This is a genomic window from Streptosporangium minutum, assembly GCF_002149035.1.
Classification (GTDB): Bacteria; Actinomycetota; Actinomycetes; order Streptosporangiales; family Streptosporangiaceae; genus Streptosporangium; species Streptosporangium minutum.
On sequence record NZ_NGFP01000017.1, the window covers coordinates 45,799 to 63,155 of the forward strand.

General features: G+C 71.9%; 12 protein-coding genes. 5 read left to right on the forward strand and 7 right to left on the reverse strand.

Annotated elements, in window-relative coordinates; all coding sequences use genetic code 11:
• The first annotated feature begins 6 nt into the window (after positions 1 to 6).
• Together CA984_RS06220 and CA984_RS06225 are read left to right on the forward strand one after the other, a co-directional pair.
• Entirely contained in the window at positions 7 to 525 is a 519-nt protein-coding gene (locus CA984_RS06220) for a thioredoxin domain-containing protein (RefSeq protein WP_086569128.1), read from the forward strand.
• Complete coding sequence (locus CA984_RS06225) at positions 522 to 2,366, forward strand: ABC transporter ATP-binding protein (RefSeq protein ID WP_086569131.1); 1,845 nt, start codon at positions 522 to 524, stop codon at positions 2,364 to 2,366. The genes CA984_RS06220 and CA984_RS06225 overlap by 4 nt, the downstream gene beginning before the upstream one ends.
• Before the next feature lie 74 nt (positions 2,367 to 2,440).
• Here CA984_RS06225 and CA984_RS06230 read toward each other — a convergent pair whose 3' ends face one another.
• From CA984_RS06230 to CA984_RS06250, 5 genes are all read right to left on the reverse strand, one after another.
• On the reverse strand, positions 2,441 to 2,734 hold the full coding sequence (locus CA984_RS06230) for a DUF6204 family protein (RefSeq protein ID WP_086569133.1): 294 nt from the start codon (positions 2,732 to 2,734) through the stop codon (positions 2,441 to 2,443).
• Positions 2,722 to 3,375: a TetR/AcrR family transcriptional regulator gene (locus CA984_RS06235; protein WP_086569135.1), complete on the reverse strand. Its 654-nt coding sequence runs from the start codon at positions 3,373 to 3,375 to the stop codon at positions 2,722 to 2,724. Before CA984_RS06235 ends, CA984_RS06230 begins: the two co-directional genes overlap by 13 nt.
• Positions 3,376 to 3,678: 303 nt before the next feature.
• Positions 3,679 to 4,281 carry a phosphoribosylanthranilate isomerase gene (locus CA984_RS06240; RefSeq protein ID WP_086569137.1) on the reverse strand — a complete coding sequence of 201 codons (603 nt, stop codon included), beginning with the start codon at positions 4,279 to 4,281 and terminating at the stop codon, positions 3,679 to 3,681.
• Between the two features lie 39 nt (positions 4,282 to 4,320).
• Positions 4,321 to 5,478: a cysteine desulfurase family protein gene (locus CA984_RS06245; RefSeq protein ID WP_086569138.1), complete on the reverse strand. Its 1,158-nt coding sequence runs from the start codon at positions 5,476 to 5,478 to the stop codon at positions 4,321 to 4,323.
• Positions 5,479 to 5,583: 105 nt separating this feature from the next.
• Positions 5,584 to 6,411 (reverse strand): PIG-L family deacetylase, encoded by an 828-nt coding sequence (locus tag CA984_RS06250; protein ID WP_086569163.1) that lies wholly within the window; start codon positions 6,409 to 6,411, stop codon positions 5,584 to 5,586.
• A gap of 192 nt (positions 6,412 to 6,603) precedes the next feature.
• On the opposite strand from CA984_RS06250, the gene CA984_RS06255 reads away from it, so the two are divergent.
• Complete coding sequence (locus CA984_RS06255; RefSeq protein WP_086569140.1) at positions 6,604 to 6,945, forward strand: ArsR/SmtB family transcription factor; 342 nt, start codon at positions 6,604 to 6,606, stop codon at positions 6,943 to 6,945.
• Between the two features lie 157 nt (positions 6,946 to 7,102).
• Here the strand turns inward: CA984_RS06255 and CA984_RS06260 are convergent, their stop codons facing one another.
• A complete protein-coding gene (locus CA984_RS06260) occupies positions 7,103 to 10,129 on the reverse strand; it encodes a chitinase C-terminal domain-containing protein (RefSeq protein WP_242675772.1) in 3,027 nt (1,008 codons plus the stop codon).
• A gap of 347 nt (positions 10,130 to 10,476) precedes the next feature.
• Complete coding sequence (locus CA984_RS06265; protein WP_086569144.1) at positions 10,477 to 13,944, reverse strand: WD40 repeat domain-containing serine/threonine protein kinase; 3,468 nt, start codon at positions 13,942 to 13,944, stop codon at positions 10,477 to 10,479.
• 57 nt (positions 13,945 to 14,001) lie between these two features.
• Here CA984_RS06265 and CA984_RS06270 point away from each other — a divergent pair, with 57 nt between their 5' ends.
• The gene (locus tag CA984_RS06270; RefSeq protein WP_086569146.1) at positions 14,002 to 16,599 is read left to right on the forward strand and encodes an AfsR/SARP family transcriptional regulator; all 2,598 of its coding nucleotides are present in this window, start codon (positions 14,002 to 14,004) and stop codon (positions 16,597 to 16,599) included.
• A 74-nt stretch (positions 16,600 to 16,673) separates the two neighbouring features.
• Positions 16,674 to 17,168 (forward strand): hypothetical protein, encoded by a 495-nt coding sequence (locus tag CA984_RS06275; protein ID WP_086569149.1) that lies wholly within the window; start codon positions 16,674 to 16,676, stop codon positions 17,166 to 17,168.
• Positions 17,169 to 17,357: the final 189 nt, after the last annotated feature.

The following is a 17,357-nucleotide window of genomic DNA, read 5'->3' on the forward strand; positions in this document are numbered from 1 at the left end:
AGCCTGATGCCGTTCCTCATCGCCGCTGTGGTCCTCGTCGGCGTCGTGTGCGCCCTCAACCTGGTGCTCACCTTCGCGATGATCCGCCGCCTGCGTGAGCACTCCGCGAAGCTGGCCGACCAGCGGACCGGCGGCCCGGAACTGCTCACCAGGGGGTCGAGGATCCCCGAGGTCGTGGCGACCGGCATTGACGGTGAAGGCGTCCCCCGGCGTCCGGCGCTGATCGGATTCTTCGACACCGAGTGCAAGGCCTGCCCCGAGCAGGTGCCGCACTTCCTCAGGCTGGCCCAGGACGCCGGTTACGACAGGTCGCGGGTCCTGGCCGTGGTGTCGGGCCCCGGCGGCGACTCCTACATCCAGACCATGCGATCCGCGGCGACCGTGGTGGCCGAGCCGTTCAACGGCCCCATGGTCACGGCGTTCTCCGTCAGCGCCTTCCCTTCCTTCTACCTGGTGGGCGAGGACGGCCGGGTCAGGTCGGGCGCGGTGACCGTGCTCGGGCTCGGCGTCCCGGTCACCGCGTGAGTCCCGGCCCGGGGGAGCGGGCGGCGGGCGGCGAGCTGGTACGGCGGGCAGGTGCGGCGTGGCGGCTCGCGTGGGAGACAGGACCGGTCGCGGTGCTCGCCTCGGTGGTCGTGGTCATCGGCGCCGGAGTGCTGCCGGTGGCCGTCGCCTGGCTGACCAAGCTGATCCTCGACACGCTCGCGACGGGCCGCTCAGGGATCGCCGACGTGCTCGCGCCCGCCGTGGCGCTGGGCGTGGTCGGGCTCGCCGGCGCCCTGCTGCCGCACCTGTCGCAGTACGTGGAGGGCCAGCTCAGGCGCGGGATCGACCTGGCGGCAAGGGACCGGCTGCTCGGGGCGGTCAACAGGTTCGTGGGGCTGGCGCCTTTCGAGGATCCGCACTTCAGGGACCGCCTCCGGCTCGCCGAGCAGGCGGGCGGCGGCGCGTCGAGCCAGATCATCTCGCCGTCGCTGGGCCTGGCGCAGGGCCTCGTCACCGTCTGCGGCTTCGTCGGCACGCTGATCGTGCTGAGTCCGGTGATGACCGGCCTGGTGCTGCTCTCCGTCCTGCCTTCGCTGGCCGTACAGCTGTCGCTCAGCCGCCGCCGCGTACGGTTCGACTGGAGGGTCAGCCCCGCGATGCGCAGGCAGATCTTCTATGCCGAGCTCCTCACCGAGGTGGCGTCGGCGAAGGAGGTGCGGCTGTTCGGGCTCGGGTCGTTCCTGCGGGGACGGTTGCTGACCGAGGTCCGCGCGGTGCACGAGTCGGAGCGGGCCCTTGATCGCAGGGCGCTGAGAGGGCACGGCCTGCTCGCCCTGCTCGGCGCGGCGATCGGCTGCGCCGGGCTGGTGTGGGCGGTGGTCGCCGCGGCAGGGGGCCGGTTGACCGTCGGCGACGTGGCGGTGTTCGTCGCCGCCGTGGCCGGGGTGCAGACCTCGCTGTCCAGCGGGGTGGCCCAGTTCTCGCGGCTGCACCAGGCCCTGCTCATCTTCGGCCACTACCTGGACCTGCTGCGGGCGGAGCCCGACCTGCCCGTACGGCCGACGCCCCTGCCCCTGCCCCCGCTCCGCGCTGGCGTGGAGCTGCGCGACGTCTGGTTCCGCTACAGCGACGAGCACCCTTGGGTGTTGCGGGGCGTCGACCTCTTCATTCCGTACGGGAGGTCCGTGGCGCTGGTCGGCCTGAACGGTGCGGGCAAGTCCACCCTGGTCAAGCTCCTGTGCCGGTTCTACGACCCGCAGCGCGGCGCGGTGCTCTGGGACGGCGTGGACCTGCGTGACGCCGACCCCGCCGAACTGCGGGTCCGGCTGGCCGCGGTGTTCCAGGACTTCGTCGCCTACGACTTCACCGCCGCCGAGAACATCGCGGTGGGCGACCTCGACACGCTCGGCCAGGACGCCCGTATCGAGGCCGCCGCCGCCCGTGCCGGGGTCCACGAGCTGCTCTCGGCGCTGCCCCGAGGCTACGACACCCTGCTCAGCAGGCGTTTCTTCGACAACCTCGGCGGCCCGGACCAGGACGCCCAAGGGGTGGTGCTGTCGGGCGGCCAGTGGCAGCGCCTCGCGCTGGCCCGCGCCTTCGTCAGGAACGACCGCGATCTGCTCATCCTCGACGAACCGAGCTCGGGCCTCGACGCCGAGGCCGAACACGCCATCCACCACGACCTCCGCGGGCACAGAGAGGGCAGGACGAGCCTGCTCATCTCCCACCGCCTGAGCGCCGTCAGGGACGCCGACCTCGTCGTGGTCCTGTCCGAAGGGAAGATCATCGAAAGCGGGACGCACCAGGCGCTCATGGCGGCGGCGGGAGAGTACGCGAGACTGTTCACCCTGCAGGCCAGCGGCTACCAGTCGGTGTCATAGTGTGCCGCGCGGAAGAGCATGCCTGTGATCGGCGGTCGGCGGTCGGCGGTGCTGGGACTGCCTCGCAGGGGTCGTCACCCCCGGCCCTTTCGACGGATCTTGATGTCGCGCATGTCCGTCACCGCGGTGCGGAGGATCCGGTACCGCTGGCCGTAGGCGTCCAGTGCCGCGATCGCCCGTCCCGTGGCCTCGTTCTCGCCCTCGCCGGGGCCCGCGGGGAGCTGGCAGCGGAAGGTGAAGGCCGAGAGGCTCCCGTCGTGGGTGAACGTGCCCGCCTCGGTGAACGCGATGCCATCCGCCGCGAGGATCGCGTCGCGTCCGGAGTCGGTCAGCGCGTCGAACTTGCCGGAGATGATCACTCTGAACACGGCTGGTCCTTTCGTACGGCATAGGTGAGGACGCGTTCGCCGAGCAGGCTCTCGACGACGTCGAGGAGATCCAGCACCGCCTCGGCGATCACGTCGGGGCGCTCCCCCGCCGCGGTGCGCCTGCCGATCTCGGTGTACACCAGCGAGTGCACGCAGCCGAGATGCCAGGCCACCACGCGGGGAAGCGGGTCGTCCGGCGCCGCCCCGGTCTCCTCGGCGAGCGCGTCGGCGAACGCGTCGGTCATCTGCCCGCCGAGGTCGCCCAGCCGGGCGGTGAGCGTGGGTGCGGCCCGCATCATCTCCAGAACCCGGCCGAACCCCTCGGTCAGCCCAACCTTGCGGTCGCGACGCCGTACCTCGTCACGTAGACGGGCCAGCACGGCCTGTACGGCGGGCTCGCCGGGAGACCGGCCCCGCACGATATCGGCGAGCCGCTGCGGCGACGCCTCCTCCGGCGGCAGGACGAGGTCCTCCTTGGTCGCGAAGTAGTTGTAGACGGTGTTCACGGACACCTCCGCCGCCGCGGCGACCTCGGCGATCGTGACGTGCTCGAAGCCCCGCTCCACGAACAGGCCGGTGGCCACCCGGGAGATGCGCTCCCGCGTCTGCCGCTTCTTCCGTTCTCGCAGCCCTTCGGTCATGGCCAGAAGATTAACTCAACTCCAAGTATGGAGTCGACTCCAATTTTATAATGCATTCTGTGTTTGTCGACAGCACATCCCACCGGCCATCCGCCTCCGGGGCCTGTCGCCGATCCAAGTGATGGCGATGACCGCGAGCGGCGCGTTTCCCGCGTGGGCGGTGCGGGTGCGCGCCGAGCGGAAGGCGCGGGGCTGGGACGTGGAACGTCAAGGGAAACAGGGCGGCGGGATACGCTCCCGTCGGCGCCCTGTGGGCGACCATGGACGGCGGCTCCGAGCAGGTCGGCCGGGTCTCTACACGGCTCAAGGCACGGCGTCACCGAGGCGCGCGGCGGCGACGAAGTCCCTGATGAGCCCGGTGTCCTTCACCCCGGGAGCGACCTCCACGCCGCTCGACACGTCGACCCCCCACGGCCGGGCGGCGGTGATCGCCTCGGCCACGTTCGACGGGTCCAGGCCTCCCGCCAGCATCCAGCGGCCCGCCGGGCGCCCTCGCACCGCCGCCCAGTCCCACGGCTCCCCCGAGCCGGGTCTGGGCGCGTCGACGATGAGCAGGTCCTCGTCGAAGGCGCCGCAGCGCAGGTCGGCGCCCGCGGCTCCGGCGCGGACCAGCGTGACGCCGAGGTCCTTCAACGCGGTGAAGTCCCCGTGCGGGTGGTCGCCGTGCAGCTGGACGGCGCGCACCCCGGCCTCCAGGGTGGCCGCCCGGACCTCCTCGGTGCTCTCGCCGGCGAACACCGCCACGGTCAGCACGTGCGGGGGCACCGCCGCGGCCAGCTCCCGCGCCCGCGCGGGGGTGACCCGCCGGGGGCTCCTGGTGAGGACGTAGCCGATCGCGTCGGCGCCCGCCTCGACGGCGGCCGTCACGTGCTCGGGCTCGCGCAGCCCGCAGATCTTCACATACACCCCTCGCACACTAGCGGCGGAGGGGCATACGCCGCCCGGCTACGGGCGAGACAGCCGGTGCGCGGAGTCCGAGAGCAGGCGGGCGGCCGTCTCGATCTCGTCCTCGGTGGTCCAGCGGCCGAGTGAGAGCCGCACCGCGGAGAGCCCTCGCTCCCGTCCCAGGCCCATCGCCCGCAGGACGGGAGACGGCTCCCGGCTGCCTGCGTGGCAGGCCGATCCGGTGGCGGCGGCGACGCCTGGAGTGGCGGCGATCAGGTCCGCTCCGCCGACACCCGAGACGCTGATGTTGAGCGTGCCGGGCAGCCTCCGGGCGGGGTGACCGTTGAGGCGGACCCTCTCCGGCAGCCGCTCGTCCAGCCGCCGGTGCAACAGGTCACGCAGGATCCGGAGGCGATCGGGACCGTACGCCAGCTCGGCGGAGGCCAGCTCCGCGGCGACGCCCAGCGCGACGGCGTAGGCGACGTTCTCGGTTCCGGCCCGCAGCCCGTGTTCCTGCCCTCCCCCGTGGATGACGGGCTCAAGGACGACGCCTTCGCGCACGTAGAGAGCGCCGACCCCCTTGGGCGCGTACAGCTTGTGCCCCGCCACCGTGAGAAGGTCGACCTCCAGCTCGTCCACGTTCAGTGGGATCTTGCCGACCGCCTGGGCCGCGTCGGTGTGGAACAGGGCACCGCGGCGGTGGGCGATCCCGGCGAGCTCGGCGATCGGCTGCAGCACCCCCGTCTCGCTGTTGGCCGTCATGATCGAGACAAGCGACGTCCGCGGCGTGATCGCCGCCTCCAGAGCCGCCGGATCGACCAGTCCGTGCTTGTCGACGGGCAGGTAGGTGACCTGAACACCGTGCAGTCGCTCCAGGCTCAGGCACGTCCGCAACACCGCGGGGTGCTCGGTCCGCTGGGTTATCACGTGGTCGCCGCCGCCTGCCAGGGCGATCCCGCGGATGGCCAGGGTGTCGGATTCGGAACCGCCGCCGGTGAGGACGATCTCCCCGGGCCGACTCCCGATGAGGCCGGCCAGCCGGCGGCGCGCCTCCTCCAGGGCGCGGCGCGGCTCCTCGGCGTACCTGTAGGAGTTGGAAGGGTTGCCGAAGAACGTGGTCACGTACGGCCAGGCGGCCTCGGCCACTCGCGGGTCGACCGGGGTGGTGGCGTTGTAGTCGAGATAGATCAGATCGTCTTCGAGACCAGGATGGCTCATCGCGGCCCTTCCCATGAGGCGGGCGGCCGGCGGCCCGGACCGTCGCCGCCCGGCCCGGTTCTCTCGGGAGACCCGGCCGGGCGGCTCATGACCGGGCCGCCTCTGTCATCCGGCGTCCCGGCGCAGCCCGTCGAAGAGGTCGTCCTCGCGGTCGGCGGCGGGGACGCGGCTGAGGTGGCGGGTGAAGGCCTCGTGGGCGAGCGCCCGGTGCTGCGCTTCGGCGGGCATGCGCAGCAGGAAGATGTTCTCCCCCTGGCTCGCGTGCGCCTCCAGCGCCTTGAGCTTGCGCTCGACGTGAGGGGACACGTCGACCACGGCGGTGATCTGCTCGTCCGGGGTGCCGAAGTCCGGGGGGAGCTCCAGGTCCTCGGGGGCGGCGCCGGTCGAGCGGAGGTAGGCGAACAGCTCGGCGACCCGCTCGCGGGGCACCGCGGTGTAGTAGAGCTTGCTGGGGACGCCGCAGGCCTCGACCGCGGCGAGGGTGATCCGGTGCGCCTGGATGTGGTCGGGGTGGCCGTAGCCGCCGTTCTCGTCATAGGTGACGACGACCTGCGGCCGGTAGCGCTCCATCAACGCGGCGAGCCGCCCGGCGGCCTGGTCGACGGGGACGTTGGCGAAGGCCTCCGGCGCCTCGTTGGCCGCCCAGCCGACCATGCCGGAGTCGCGGTAGCCGAGCAGCTCCAGGTGGTCGATCCCGAGGTGTGCCACGGACTCGCGGAGCTCCTCCAGCCGCTGCGCGCTCACCGCGTCCTCGTCGTGGCCCGGCTCCCCCGGTTTCACCCCGCCGGGACCGTCACCCTGCTCACCGTTCGTGCAGGTGACCAGGACGGTGCGGATGCCCTCGTCGGCGCACCGGGCGAAGAGGCCGCCCGTCCCGAGCACCTCGTCGTCGGGATGGGCGTGAACGGCCATCAGTGTCAGCTCGTCATCCATGGATATCGCGACCCCTCCGTAGCAGAGGGCCATACGGCCCCGCTCACTCTACGGTGACCGGAGGACAGCCGGAATCGGCGGGTGCGACACCTGCCGGGCCCGCACACGGCCACCGTCCCGAGCCGGCGGCCGCGCTCCGGTGCCGGCTCGGGACGGGCGGGGCAGACGGCTCGGCGCGGGTAGAATGCCGCGGTGAGCAGGCCGCTGTACCAGCTGAAGGCCGAGTTCTTCAAGACACTCGGGCATCCGTCGCGTATCCGGGTGATGGAGTTGCTCAGCGAGCGGGAGCACTCGGTCGCCGAGATGCTTCCCGAGGTGGGCATCGAGCCGGCGCATCTGTCGCAGCAGCTCGCTGTGTTGCGGCGGGCCAACCTGGTGGTCTCCCGCAAGGAGGGCTCCAGCGTCTACTACTCGCTCGCCAGTCCCGACATCGCCGAGCTGCTGACCACGGCCCGGTCGATCCTCACAGGCGTGCTCTCGGGGCAGGCCGAACTCCTGGAGGACCTCAGGGGCTCGGCCCGCAACGGCGGGTGAACGCCCCGGCCCGCGGCGGCCGTACGGCGGCCGCCGGCCGCCGTCACCCGGGCGTGCCCGGCAGGGGGCAGGGGGCCGAAGCCGGCGTCGAGGCCGCCGTCGCGGGGCCGGAGCCCCCCGGGAGCGCGGGCATGGAGCCGGACGCGCCGCGGGGTGGTCAGCGCGGGTTGTCGAAGGCCATCCGGTAGGACTGGCCGCCGAACGTCACGGTGAAGTTGGACGGGTTGGCGATGGGCAGGTCGTAGCGGAGCTGGACCTCCTTGGACTGCCCGGGGGCGATGCTCTCCCAGGTCGGGACCGTCAGGCGGACCCGGTGGAAGTCACCCTTCAGGCCGCCGGTGTTCGGCCCGGTATGGCCGGTGGACACGGTGGAGAGCGTCCAGCCGGTCTGCTGGGTCATGGTCGCCGGCGCGGAGGTGCCGTAGTCGAACTCGATCGTGGCGCCGCCGGGGATGGCGGTCGTGGAGTTGTTGGTGAACTTGAGCTTGGGCGAGATCGGATAGTTGGCGTCTCCGACCGCGAAGCCGTACAGCTCGGCCTGGACGTTCAGGGTCTGGGCGGGCATCGTCCTGGTGCCGGCCTTCAGGTTCCCGTACGGCCCGGCCGCCTTGAGGGTGTTGTAGATCTTCGTGGTGAGCGTGTCGCCGATGAAGTACTCGCCCCTGCCGCCGTCACGCTCGGGGTGGTAGGCGTAGTCGCCGGCCAGCTCCCAGATCATGATGCCGCCGAGGCCCTTGCCGACCACGTAGTCGGCCTTGGCCTGGACGGACTGGTCGTCCTCGGTGGACAGGTAGACCTTCTTGTCGTTGTTCCACAGCCAGGGGGCGACCATGGAAGAGGAGTACTTGCGGGTGTAGGTTCCGGAGACGCGGTCGGCCGGGTCGGTGTCGGGGGTGAGCCCGTACTGGGTGATGTAGCTGCCCTGCCTGCCCTCCTGCAGGTTCTTGAGGTGCCAGACCGGGTTGACGCCCGCCGGCACCTCCTTGCCTGTTCTGTCCAGGTCGTGCCAGAGGTTGTCGATGCCGATCGCGCCGTCGCCGCACGGCACCGTGGAGCCGATCTTGCCTCCGGTGCCCTCCGGGCAGTCGTTCTGGTTGGGCAGCGCCGAGGTCCCCCAGAGCCCGTCGGCGCCGCCGGTGACGCCCTTCCAGCCGCGGCTGTAGTAGCCGAGGCCCAGGTTGATCCGGCCGGACTGGATGGCGCCGCGCAGGTGGTGGTAGGCCCAGTCACCGTTCAGGTAGCCGATGCCGCTGTAGGTGCCGTACACGTTCCAGTGCTTCATCTCGGCGTCGGTGCCGTCGTCGTACAGCGCCTGCAGCGGGCCGACGAACTGGTTCCACGCCCCGTGCAGGTCGTAGGTCATCATGTTGGCGTAGTCGAGGTACGGGGTGACCTGGTAGCTCTCGCTGCCGCGCAGGATCCAGCCGGACGCGCTGGTGGCGGCGGTCAGCAGGTAGTACTTGCCGTCGGCCGCGGCGGCGGCGTCCAGCTTCTGGCGCAGCGTCCTCATCAGGTTGACGTAGCCGGCCATCAGCGTGGCGCGGCGCGGGTTGGAGAAGGCGAAGTCGTCCGGGTTGCCGGCGCTCGGGGCGGACGTCGCGTACTCGTAGTCGATGTCCACGCCGTCGAAGCCGTAGTCCTTGATGAACTTCACGGCCGAGTCGGCGAAGGTGTTGATGCCCGCCTGCGAGCTCGCCATCGTGTAGAAGCCGCCGGTGGCCTGCCGGACTCCGTTGTCGTCGAGGTAGCCGCCGGTCTCGGCCCAGCCGCCGATCGACAGGATCGTCTTGACGCCGGGGTGCTGCTTCTTGAACTTGTTGAGCAGGTTGAAGTGGCCCTTGTACGCGTACGACGGGTCCATCTCGGCTCCGGCGACGCCCGGCCACTGCATGCCGAGGGCGGGGTTGTCCGGTCCCGGGGTGCCGACGGAGACCTTGCCCTGGCCGTCGATGTGCGCGAAGGCGTAGTTGATGTGGGTGATCTTGTCCCACGGGATGTCGCCCGCCAGGTAGGCGGGAGCGCCGTTCCTGCCGGTCCGCCAGCTCGTGAAGTATCCGATCACCCGGCGCGGGTGGTCGGCGCCCATCTTCTCGCGTCCGTCGGTGTCGTAGACGGAGCAGTAGGGGACCCCGGTCACGCCGGGCGACCGGTAGAGCCCGTCGGGACGGCAGGCCGACTGGTCGGCGGGTTGCTTGTCGGTCCGTACGGTGACCGTTCCGGAGAAGGCCGACCGGTTGCCCGCTCCGTCCCCGGCGCGGACCTTGAAGGTGTACTCGGTGTCCTCGGCGAGGCCGCCGACCGTCGTGGTGGCGCCCGGCGGGGTCCCGGTCACCGTGGTGGCGAGCGTGTCGCCGTTGTACACCTCGTAGGAGGTGACGGCCCGGTTGTCGGTCGACGCGTCCCACCGCAGCGTCACTCCGGTGGCCGACTTGCCGGTGGCGGCCGGCGTGCCCGGCACGGTCGGCGCCTCGGTGTCCGGGGTCGGGTCCTTGAGCGTGCGCACGGTCGTCGCCGGGGAGGACGCCGACTCCTGGTTCGCGCTGTCCCTCGCCTTGACGGTGAAGGTGTACTCGGTGTCGGCCGCGAGGCCGTCCACCGTGGCCGCGTTGGTCGTGACCGACCTGACCTTGGCGCCGCCCTGGTAGACGTCGTACCCGGCGACCTGCTTGTCGTCGGTGGAGGCGGTCCAGGTCAGCGCCACGCTGGTGGTGTCCGGGGTCGCGACGGGCCTGCCCGGCGCGGTCGGCGGGCTGTCCGGCGGGGGCCCGCCCTCGCAGGGGTTACCGTTGATCTTGCAGTTGGCGGGCGGGGTGCTCGGCCCCGTCCCGACGAACCCGAAGCTGTTGCCGCCGGTGGTGCCGCCCGCGGGCACGTTGGCGTTGGTGCTCGACGGCCGCACGGTCACGTGACCGCCGCTCACGGTCGGCGTGCCGTTCCACCAGTTGCCGATGGACTGGCCGGAGTTGAGGTCGAATTCGAGGGTCCAGGTGGTGGCGGCGGTGTCGCCGGCGTTCCTCACCTCGTAACCGCCCTGCCACCACGTGCCGCGGTCGGCGGCGGTGAACTTGGCGGACAGCGACGCCGCGGCATGCGCGACCGGCGTGCCGACCGTGGCCATGCCCACCGTGGCGGCCGCGTAGACGACCGCCACGGCGACTGCTCTCCACGAACGGAGACGGGACATTGTGTTTCCTCTCTAGAGGAGCAAATGAGGCGTGGGGTCCCCCGGTGATCCGTACGGATGCGCGACCTTCCTCGGAAACGGTCAAAGCCGCCCGTCAAGGAAGCAACAAACAAGAAACCTTCTTATTTAATTCGGGAAGTTACGCCCGCTGACATGGGCCGTCAACCCTTGGCTTCCGATTTGTTTCGCCGCTCCACCCGGAACCCGCGCCACCGCCTCACGCGCGGGCGGAACGGGCGCGGGCCCGCCCCGGCGACCGCCGGCCCCCTCGGAGACCGGACGGACAGCCCCTCCCCCGTCGTGCCCGCGTCACGGAAGGCGCGCGGGAAGACAGGCGTCTCAGCACGTCATCCGCACACCTCGAAGCGCTGGATCTCGGGGAGGTGCAGCTGCCATTCCTGTGGGGTCATGGTCCGGCCCGCTCTGGCGCAGACGGCCGCCGCGACCCGCCCCTCGTCGAGGAGGTGCCGTCGCACGACGCCCTCCCCTGTCACGCTGTACAGCGTCCCGCCGTCCGCGCTGAACGCCATCGAGGCGCTCCTTGAGAAGCCGGGCTCTGCCAGGCCGTCGAACACGACGCCGAGGAGTTGCCTGCTCGGCACGTCCCACAGCCGGATCCGGTCACCGGACTCGTACGAGGCGAGCGTGCGCCCGTCGGGCGACCAGGCGAGGAAGGTGCTTTCGCCCACGGCGGGAAGGTCCCCGACGGCGGACGTGAGAGCGGGGTTCCACAGGGAGATCCGGCCGGAGCCGCTGAAGGCTACGAGCCCGCCGTCGGGGCGGAAGACGTAGGGGTCCGAGAGGCTGCCGAGGCCCTCCGGCCGCGGGCGCCGGGAGCCGTCGGCCGGGTCGATGAGTTCGGGGACGTGGCCGGCCACGAGGAGCCCGCCGTCGGGGCGGAAGGCCATGGAGCCGCCGTCGGCCACGTCGGTACGGGTGACCACACCGGTCTTCAGGTTCCGCAGTTCCAGGGGGAGGATGCCGTCCCGCCCGCTGACCGCGACCGCCAGCGTGCCGCCGTCCGGGCTGAACACCAGGCCGTCGACGCCTGTGGCCCGCCTGGTCGCGACCTCGAAGGCGGTGAGCGGCCTGCCCGAGCTCATGTCGACGACCCGCACCCGCCTGCCCGTTCTGTCGCCGATGGCCACGCGCCCGCCGTCGGGGCTGAAGGCGAACACGTTGGCCCGCCCGGCGAGGGCCGCTCCGACCTGCCGGGCGTCACGGACGTCCCACAGCCGCGCCTCGTCATCTGTGCCGATCGCGAGGATCCGCCCTCCCGGTCCCAGGAGCGCGCCGCCGTAGGACGACACCCCCGCGGCCACTGGACTGTCGAACATCGGTGAGATGTCGAGCGTGTGGATCCTCCCTCCTGCCGTCGCCACGCGCAGCACCCGGTCGGCTTCGTCGATGCGGAGGGGGTCCGGCTCCTCGGGCAGCCGTCGCTCCATGACGATGTGCTTGTCGCTGTTCCGGTGCACGACCAGCTCTCCGAGCAGGCTCCAGTGCGCCATGAACCGGGCGCTGGACGCGATCCGCCTTCCGGTGGTTCCAGCGAGGTAGTCCGTCACGAGGTCGCCCGAGGGTAGGCGCCTTACCTGCACCTTTCTCTCCGACGGACCGTTCACGACGGACGCGAGGGTGCGGCCGTCCTCGCCGAACTCGACGTCGTCGAGACGGTGTTTCAAAGGCAGCCAGGTTGCGGGGACGCGCGTGCCCTTGCGCAGGTCCCACAGCTCGGCCCTGCCTCCGCCCGTGGTGGACACCAGGCCGAGGCTGCGGTCGGCGTTCACGGCGTCCAGGGGCGCCCCCGATCCCGCGCGGAGCCGTGTGCGGCCGGTCACGTCCCACCATCGGGCCGCGTAGTCGCCTTCGGGTACGGCCAGCAGCCGCCCGGTGCGGTCGAAGGCCATCTCCCCCGGCTGGAGCTCCTCGACCCCCGCCGCGAATCCGCCGCCGACGGGTCTGCCCGTGGTGACGTCCCACAACCGCACGTTCCGATCGTCCTGTAGGGCGAGCGTCCTGCCGTCGGGGCTGAGCGCGGCCTTCCTGATCGTCGTGCCCACGCCGGAGAAGGCGCGGGTCTGGCGATGTTCCCGCACGTCCCAGAGACGCACCCGGCCGTCGAGGACGGCTGCGAGCGCGCGACCGTCGCGGGTGAGGGCGTAGACCGTGTCGGGGCTCGCGTGCGGGTCGGTGAAGGAATCGACCGTGAGCTGGGACAGCGACTCGTAGAGCGCTCCGCGCGGCTCGGGCAGTAAGGGAGCCAGCCGCCAGGCCGCCACGCTCAGCAGCATCGCGGCCCTGGGGTCGCTTTCCCGCAGGCCGGCGGCGCGCAGCGCGAGCGATCTGGCCGTCGCCTCGTCCCGTTGCCGGTCGGAGACGCCGCGGCGGTACTCGGCCAGGCCGAGCCCGCCGAGCGTGGCCACCAGCAGGACGGCGAGCGTGGCGGCGAGCAGGCCGCGGCGTCTGGACTGCCTCCTGGACTGTCCCGCCGCGGCGTCGAGGAACTCGCGCTCCAGCTCCAGCAGCGTGATGTCCCTGCGCTCGGCGGCCGCCCACCGCAGGGTCCTGTCGAGGTTGGAGCCGTGCAGCAGGTCGCCGGGCTTACGGCCGTGGCCGTCCCAGAACCGGGCGGCTTCGGTCAGCCGCCGGTGGACGGGCAGGCCCTCGCGGTTGTCGGCCACCCACTGTCGCAGCCGTGGCCACGCCTGGATCAGGGCGGGTCTGGCCAGCGTGTAGGCGGAGCCCGCTTCGGAGCCCGCTTCGGAGCCCGCTTCGGCGATCAGCCCGGCGGCGCCGTAGAGGGCCAGCAGCGCATCGACGGCGTCGCAGTCCAGGAGCTCCGAACGGGAGACCCGCCTGATCGACCCGTCGCCGTCGACCATCCGCAGGAAGACCTCGGGTGCGACGGCCCTCTCGCGTTCGGAGAGCTCTTCGAAGAGCTCCTCGGCGATCGTGCCCAGGTCCGGATCCGCCGGCCCCTTCAGCGAGGCGGCCTCGGCGCCGCCCTCGGTCAGCAGGTCATCGCCGTCCAGGTCGCCGAGCAGGCCGAACAGGATGTCCTTGGCCGAGGGCCGCAGGGCGGGATCCCGTGAGAGCGCCGCGGTCACCAGCCCGCTGAGAGGTTCCGCCAGGCCGTTCGGATCGGGCCGGAAGCCGAGCACGCCGCCGATGACCGTCATGGGGTCCTGGCTCTGTACGGCGTCGCGCCCCGACGCGGAGAAGAGCACCACCAGCGCCCAGGCCCAGACGTCGGCGGCGGCCGTGGCGCCGCGACCCGTCAGGACCTCCGGCGCCATGTAGCCGGGTGTACCCATGATCGGACCCGTCGTGGTCGGCCCCACCTGCCGGGCCACGCCGAAGTCGATCACTCTCGGCCCGTCGGGGCCCAGGATGATGTTGTCGGGTTTAAGGTCGCGGTGGACCACCCCGGCCTGGTGGATGGCGGCCAGCGCGGTGGCGACGCCGACGGCCAGACGCCGCAGCGCGTCCCCCTCGTACGGGCCCGTCGCGCCGATCACCTGGCGCAGGTTGGGGCCGGGGACGAACTCGCTGACGATGTAGGGCTCGGCCACGTCGAGGCGGGCCTCGACGACCCGGGCGGTGCAGAACGAGGCCACCCGCTGCGCGGCCGCGGCTTCGGCGGCCAGCCGGGACCGGGAGGCCGGGTCGTCGACCCTGGGCACTTTGACCGCGACCCGCTCGCCGCCCTCGCCGTAGGCCTCGTAGACCACTCCCTGCCCGCCGGCGCCCAGCCGTCCCGCCAGCCAGTAGCGGCCCAGCCGCTGCGGGTCAGAAGGGGCGAGAGGAGCCATCAATATGGAATTCTGAGCACTGATTGATCATCTGTCCGTCGCATTGAGGAAATTCATATGGAATTTCGCATCATGGGCGCGCTGGAGGTGCGTGACGGCGCGGAGGACCGGACCCCGACCGCCCCCAAGCACAGGGATCTGCTGGCGATGTTCGTGCTGAACGCGCGACGGCCGCTGACGGTCGGGCGGTTGCGCGCGCTGCTGTGGCCCCGCGAGGACGGAGAGCGCTCTGACTCGCTCGTACGGGGGTACGTCGGCCAGCTCCGGCGGCTGATCGGCAAAGACGTGATCACCACCGTGTCGGGAACCTACACGCTGGCCATCGAGGAGGACCAGCTCGACGTCGACCGCTTCAGGCGGCTCGTGGCGCGGGGATCGCGCGAGGATCTCCGGGAGGCGCTCGCCCTGTGGCGGGGGCCGGTGCTGGAGGACGTCGACCCCGACGCCGGGCGCTGGGTGGAGACCGGGCTGCTACGTGAGGAACTTCAGGAGCTGCGGCTGCTGGCGCTCGAACGCCGCGTCGGCTACGAACTCGACGCGGGCGGCCACCGTGAGGTCCTCGCCGAGCTGCGGCGGCTGGTCGCGCGGCATCCCCTCTGGCAGGGTTTCCGCGGCCAGTACATGCTCGCGCTCTATCGCAGTGGCCGCCGCGTGGACGCGCTGAACGCCTACTCCGCACTGCGCGACGAGCTCGACGACGGGCACGCCATCGAGCCCGACGCGGAGCTTCAGCTGCTCTACCACCGGATGCTCCACGACGACGTCTCACTGCACGTCTCCGCCGGCCCGCCCGTGCTCCTGCCGCGCGACGTGGCCGACTTCACCGGTAGGCGGGATCTGGTCGACCGGGTGATCGGCGACCTGGTCGTCGTGCACGGCCAGGCAGGCGTGGGCAAGTCCGCGCTGGCCGTACACGCCGCGTGGCGGCACAGGGAGCGCTTCCCCGAGGGAATCCTCTACGCCGACCTGCGTGAGACGACCGCTCCCGCCGCGGTGCTCGAGGACTTCCTGCGCTGGCTGGGCTGCCCCGCCCAAGCGGTCCCCGCCACCCTTGAGCGGCGCGAGCGTCTGCTCCGCACGTACGCGGCCAACCGGCGGCTGCTCGTGCTGCTCGACAACGCCGCCGACGAGAGCCAGGTCCGGCCGCTGCTGACGTCGTGCCCGACGGTCGTCACCAGCCGCTCCACGCTCGGCGGGCTCACCGACGCGACCCGCGTGCCCGTCGGCGTGCTCGAGGATGACGACGCCTGCGACCTCGTCTCCAGGCTCATCGGGCCGGGGCGGGCGGCCCGGCCCGCGACGGCACGGCTCGTGCGTCTGTGCGGCGGCCTGCCCATCGCGCTGCGCGTCGCCGGGTCCCAGCTCGCCGCCCGCCCCGCCTGGACGGTTGACCACCTGGTGGGCCTGCTGGAGGACGAACACGGGCGGCTCGACCGGCTGCGTGTGGGTGACCAGGCCGTCCGAGGGGTGTTCCGCCTCGGCTACGACGGCCTTCCCGAGCCGGCCAGACGCGCGCTGCGCCGCCTCGGCGCGCCGTCGGCGCCCGACTTCGCCGACTGGGTGGCCGTGGTCCTCGGTGACCATGCGGAGGCGCTGGTGGAGGCGGGCCTGCTGGAGACGCACACGATCGATGTCGCCGGCCAGGTCCGTTACCGGCTGCACGACCTCACCCGGCTCTTCGCGCGGGAACAGCTGGACGCCGAGGCCGTTCAGGAGGCGCTGTCGGACCTCGTGACGGTCGCGATGGCCAGGGTTCAGGCCTCGCGATTCACCCTGGTCTCCGGCGAGCCGCCCTCCTCGCCCGCCGCGACGACGGACATCAGGCAGTCGGTGGAGTGGCTCTACGCCGAGCGGGTGTTCCTGGTGAACCTTGTCGGCGACCTGCACGACGCCGGACTGTGGGACGGCGGCTGGCGGCTGGCGCACCTGCTCGCCCCCTTCCTCGAACGGCAGCGCTTCCTGCACGACTGGCGGCGGATCTGCGAAACCGGTCTCGAAGCCGCCCGCCGCGCGGGCAGCGCCCGCGGCGTCGCCCTGATCCTGCGCGACCAGGGCGACCTGCACCGCGCCGAACGGCAGTGGGAGCTGGCGCATGATCGGCTCAGGCTGGCGCTGGGGGCCTTCCTGCGCGAGGGCGCCGCGCGGGATGTGGCCCGCACTCGGCGCAGACTGGGCCAGGTCTATCTGGAGCAGGGCAAATTCGACGAGGCGGAGCGCAGCCTCGTCAAGTGCCTCGCTGTGGCCGAGAACCCGAAGGACATCGCGGAGGCGATCAGCGCGCTGGGCTCGGTGGCACACCGGACGGGCCGCCTCGCGGAGGCGGCCGAACGGTTCGCGGACGCGGCCTCGCGCCTGGCTGATCTGGGCGACCGCCACCGGCACGCGGACGCGCTGCTGGAGCTGACCGCGGTACGGCTGGCGCAGGGCCTGGTCACCGACGCCAGGCAGGCGGCGCAGCGGGCGAGGGGCATCGCCGTACGCCTCGGTGACCGGCTGCTCGACGCGCACGGGCTGCTGATGCTGGCGCGCGTCAACCTCGCGGAGGGCGCCGCGAGCCGAGCGCGCGACCTGGCCGAGGAGGCGCTGAAGATCTTCGACGGAGCCGGCGACGACCGGGGCAGGGGCGAGGCGCTCGACGTGCTCCACCGGACCTGACAGATCCTCAACATCTCCTCAACACGCCCCGGCCTACCTTCCTCTCACACCGCACGACAAGAGAGGGAAACGACATGAAGCCGATCTCGAAGATCAGCACCGCCGTCGTGGCCGGCGCGCTGTCGCTGGGCGCGATGGCCGCCACCGCGGAGGCCTCGCCGGCCGCTCCGGCCAGGGCCTCCGGCGCGACCGTGGCCGGCGCCGCGTCGGCCGGCTACCTGAGCGGTAGCTGCGGAGCGAACCGGGGTAACTACGGCAACCTCAAGGCGTACTACTACACCTCCGGCAGCAAGGACTACTTCAACCGGTTCAACTGGTATCTCGGCGGGGGCGGGCTCAGAAAGAAGAACAACGTCTCCCTGAGGGTCCGGGAGCGCCTGATCGGCCGGGCCGACAGGACGCTGTGGAGGTGGGCGTCGGGGGACAACGTCCGGCCGGGCACCGGCGGATACTCGCCGAGCCCCCACGTCGGGGTCTCGCGGCGGGCGAAGGTCCACGTCGACTTCACCTTCGTCTTCGACCGCAGCGGCAAGGACCCGCGCTGCACCGGCCGTACCAACAGCCTCTGACCTCTGGCCCACGGCAGGTGGTGGCGCGCCGCGCGGCGGCGCGCCACCCGGGCGTCCGAACGAAGGTGATCATGAAAACCGCAGCGATCTCCGCACTGGCGACCGCGGTCGTCACGGCCGCCGCGCTGGCGATCGGCGCCTGTTCGCCGCCCGCGCCCGCCCCTTCAGCGAAAGTCCACGCCCCCGAGA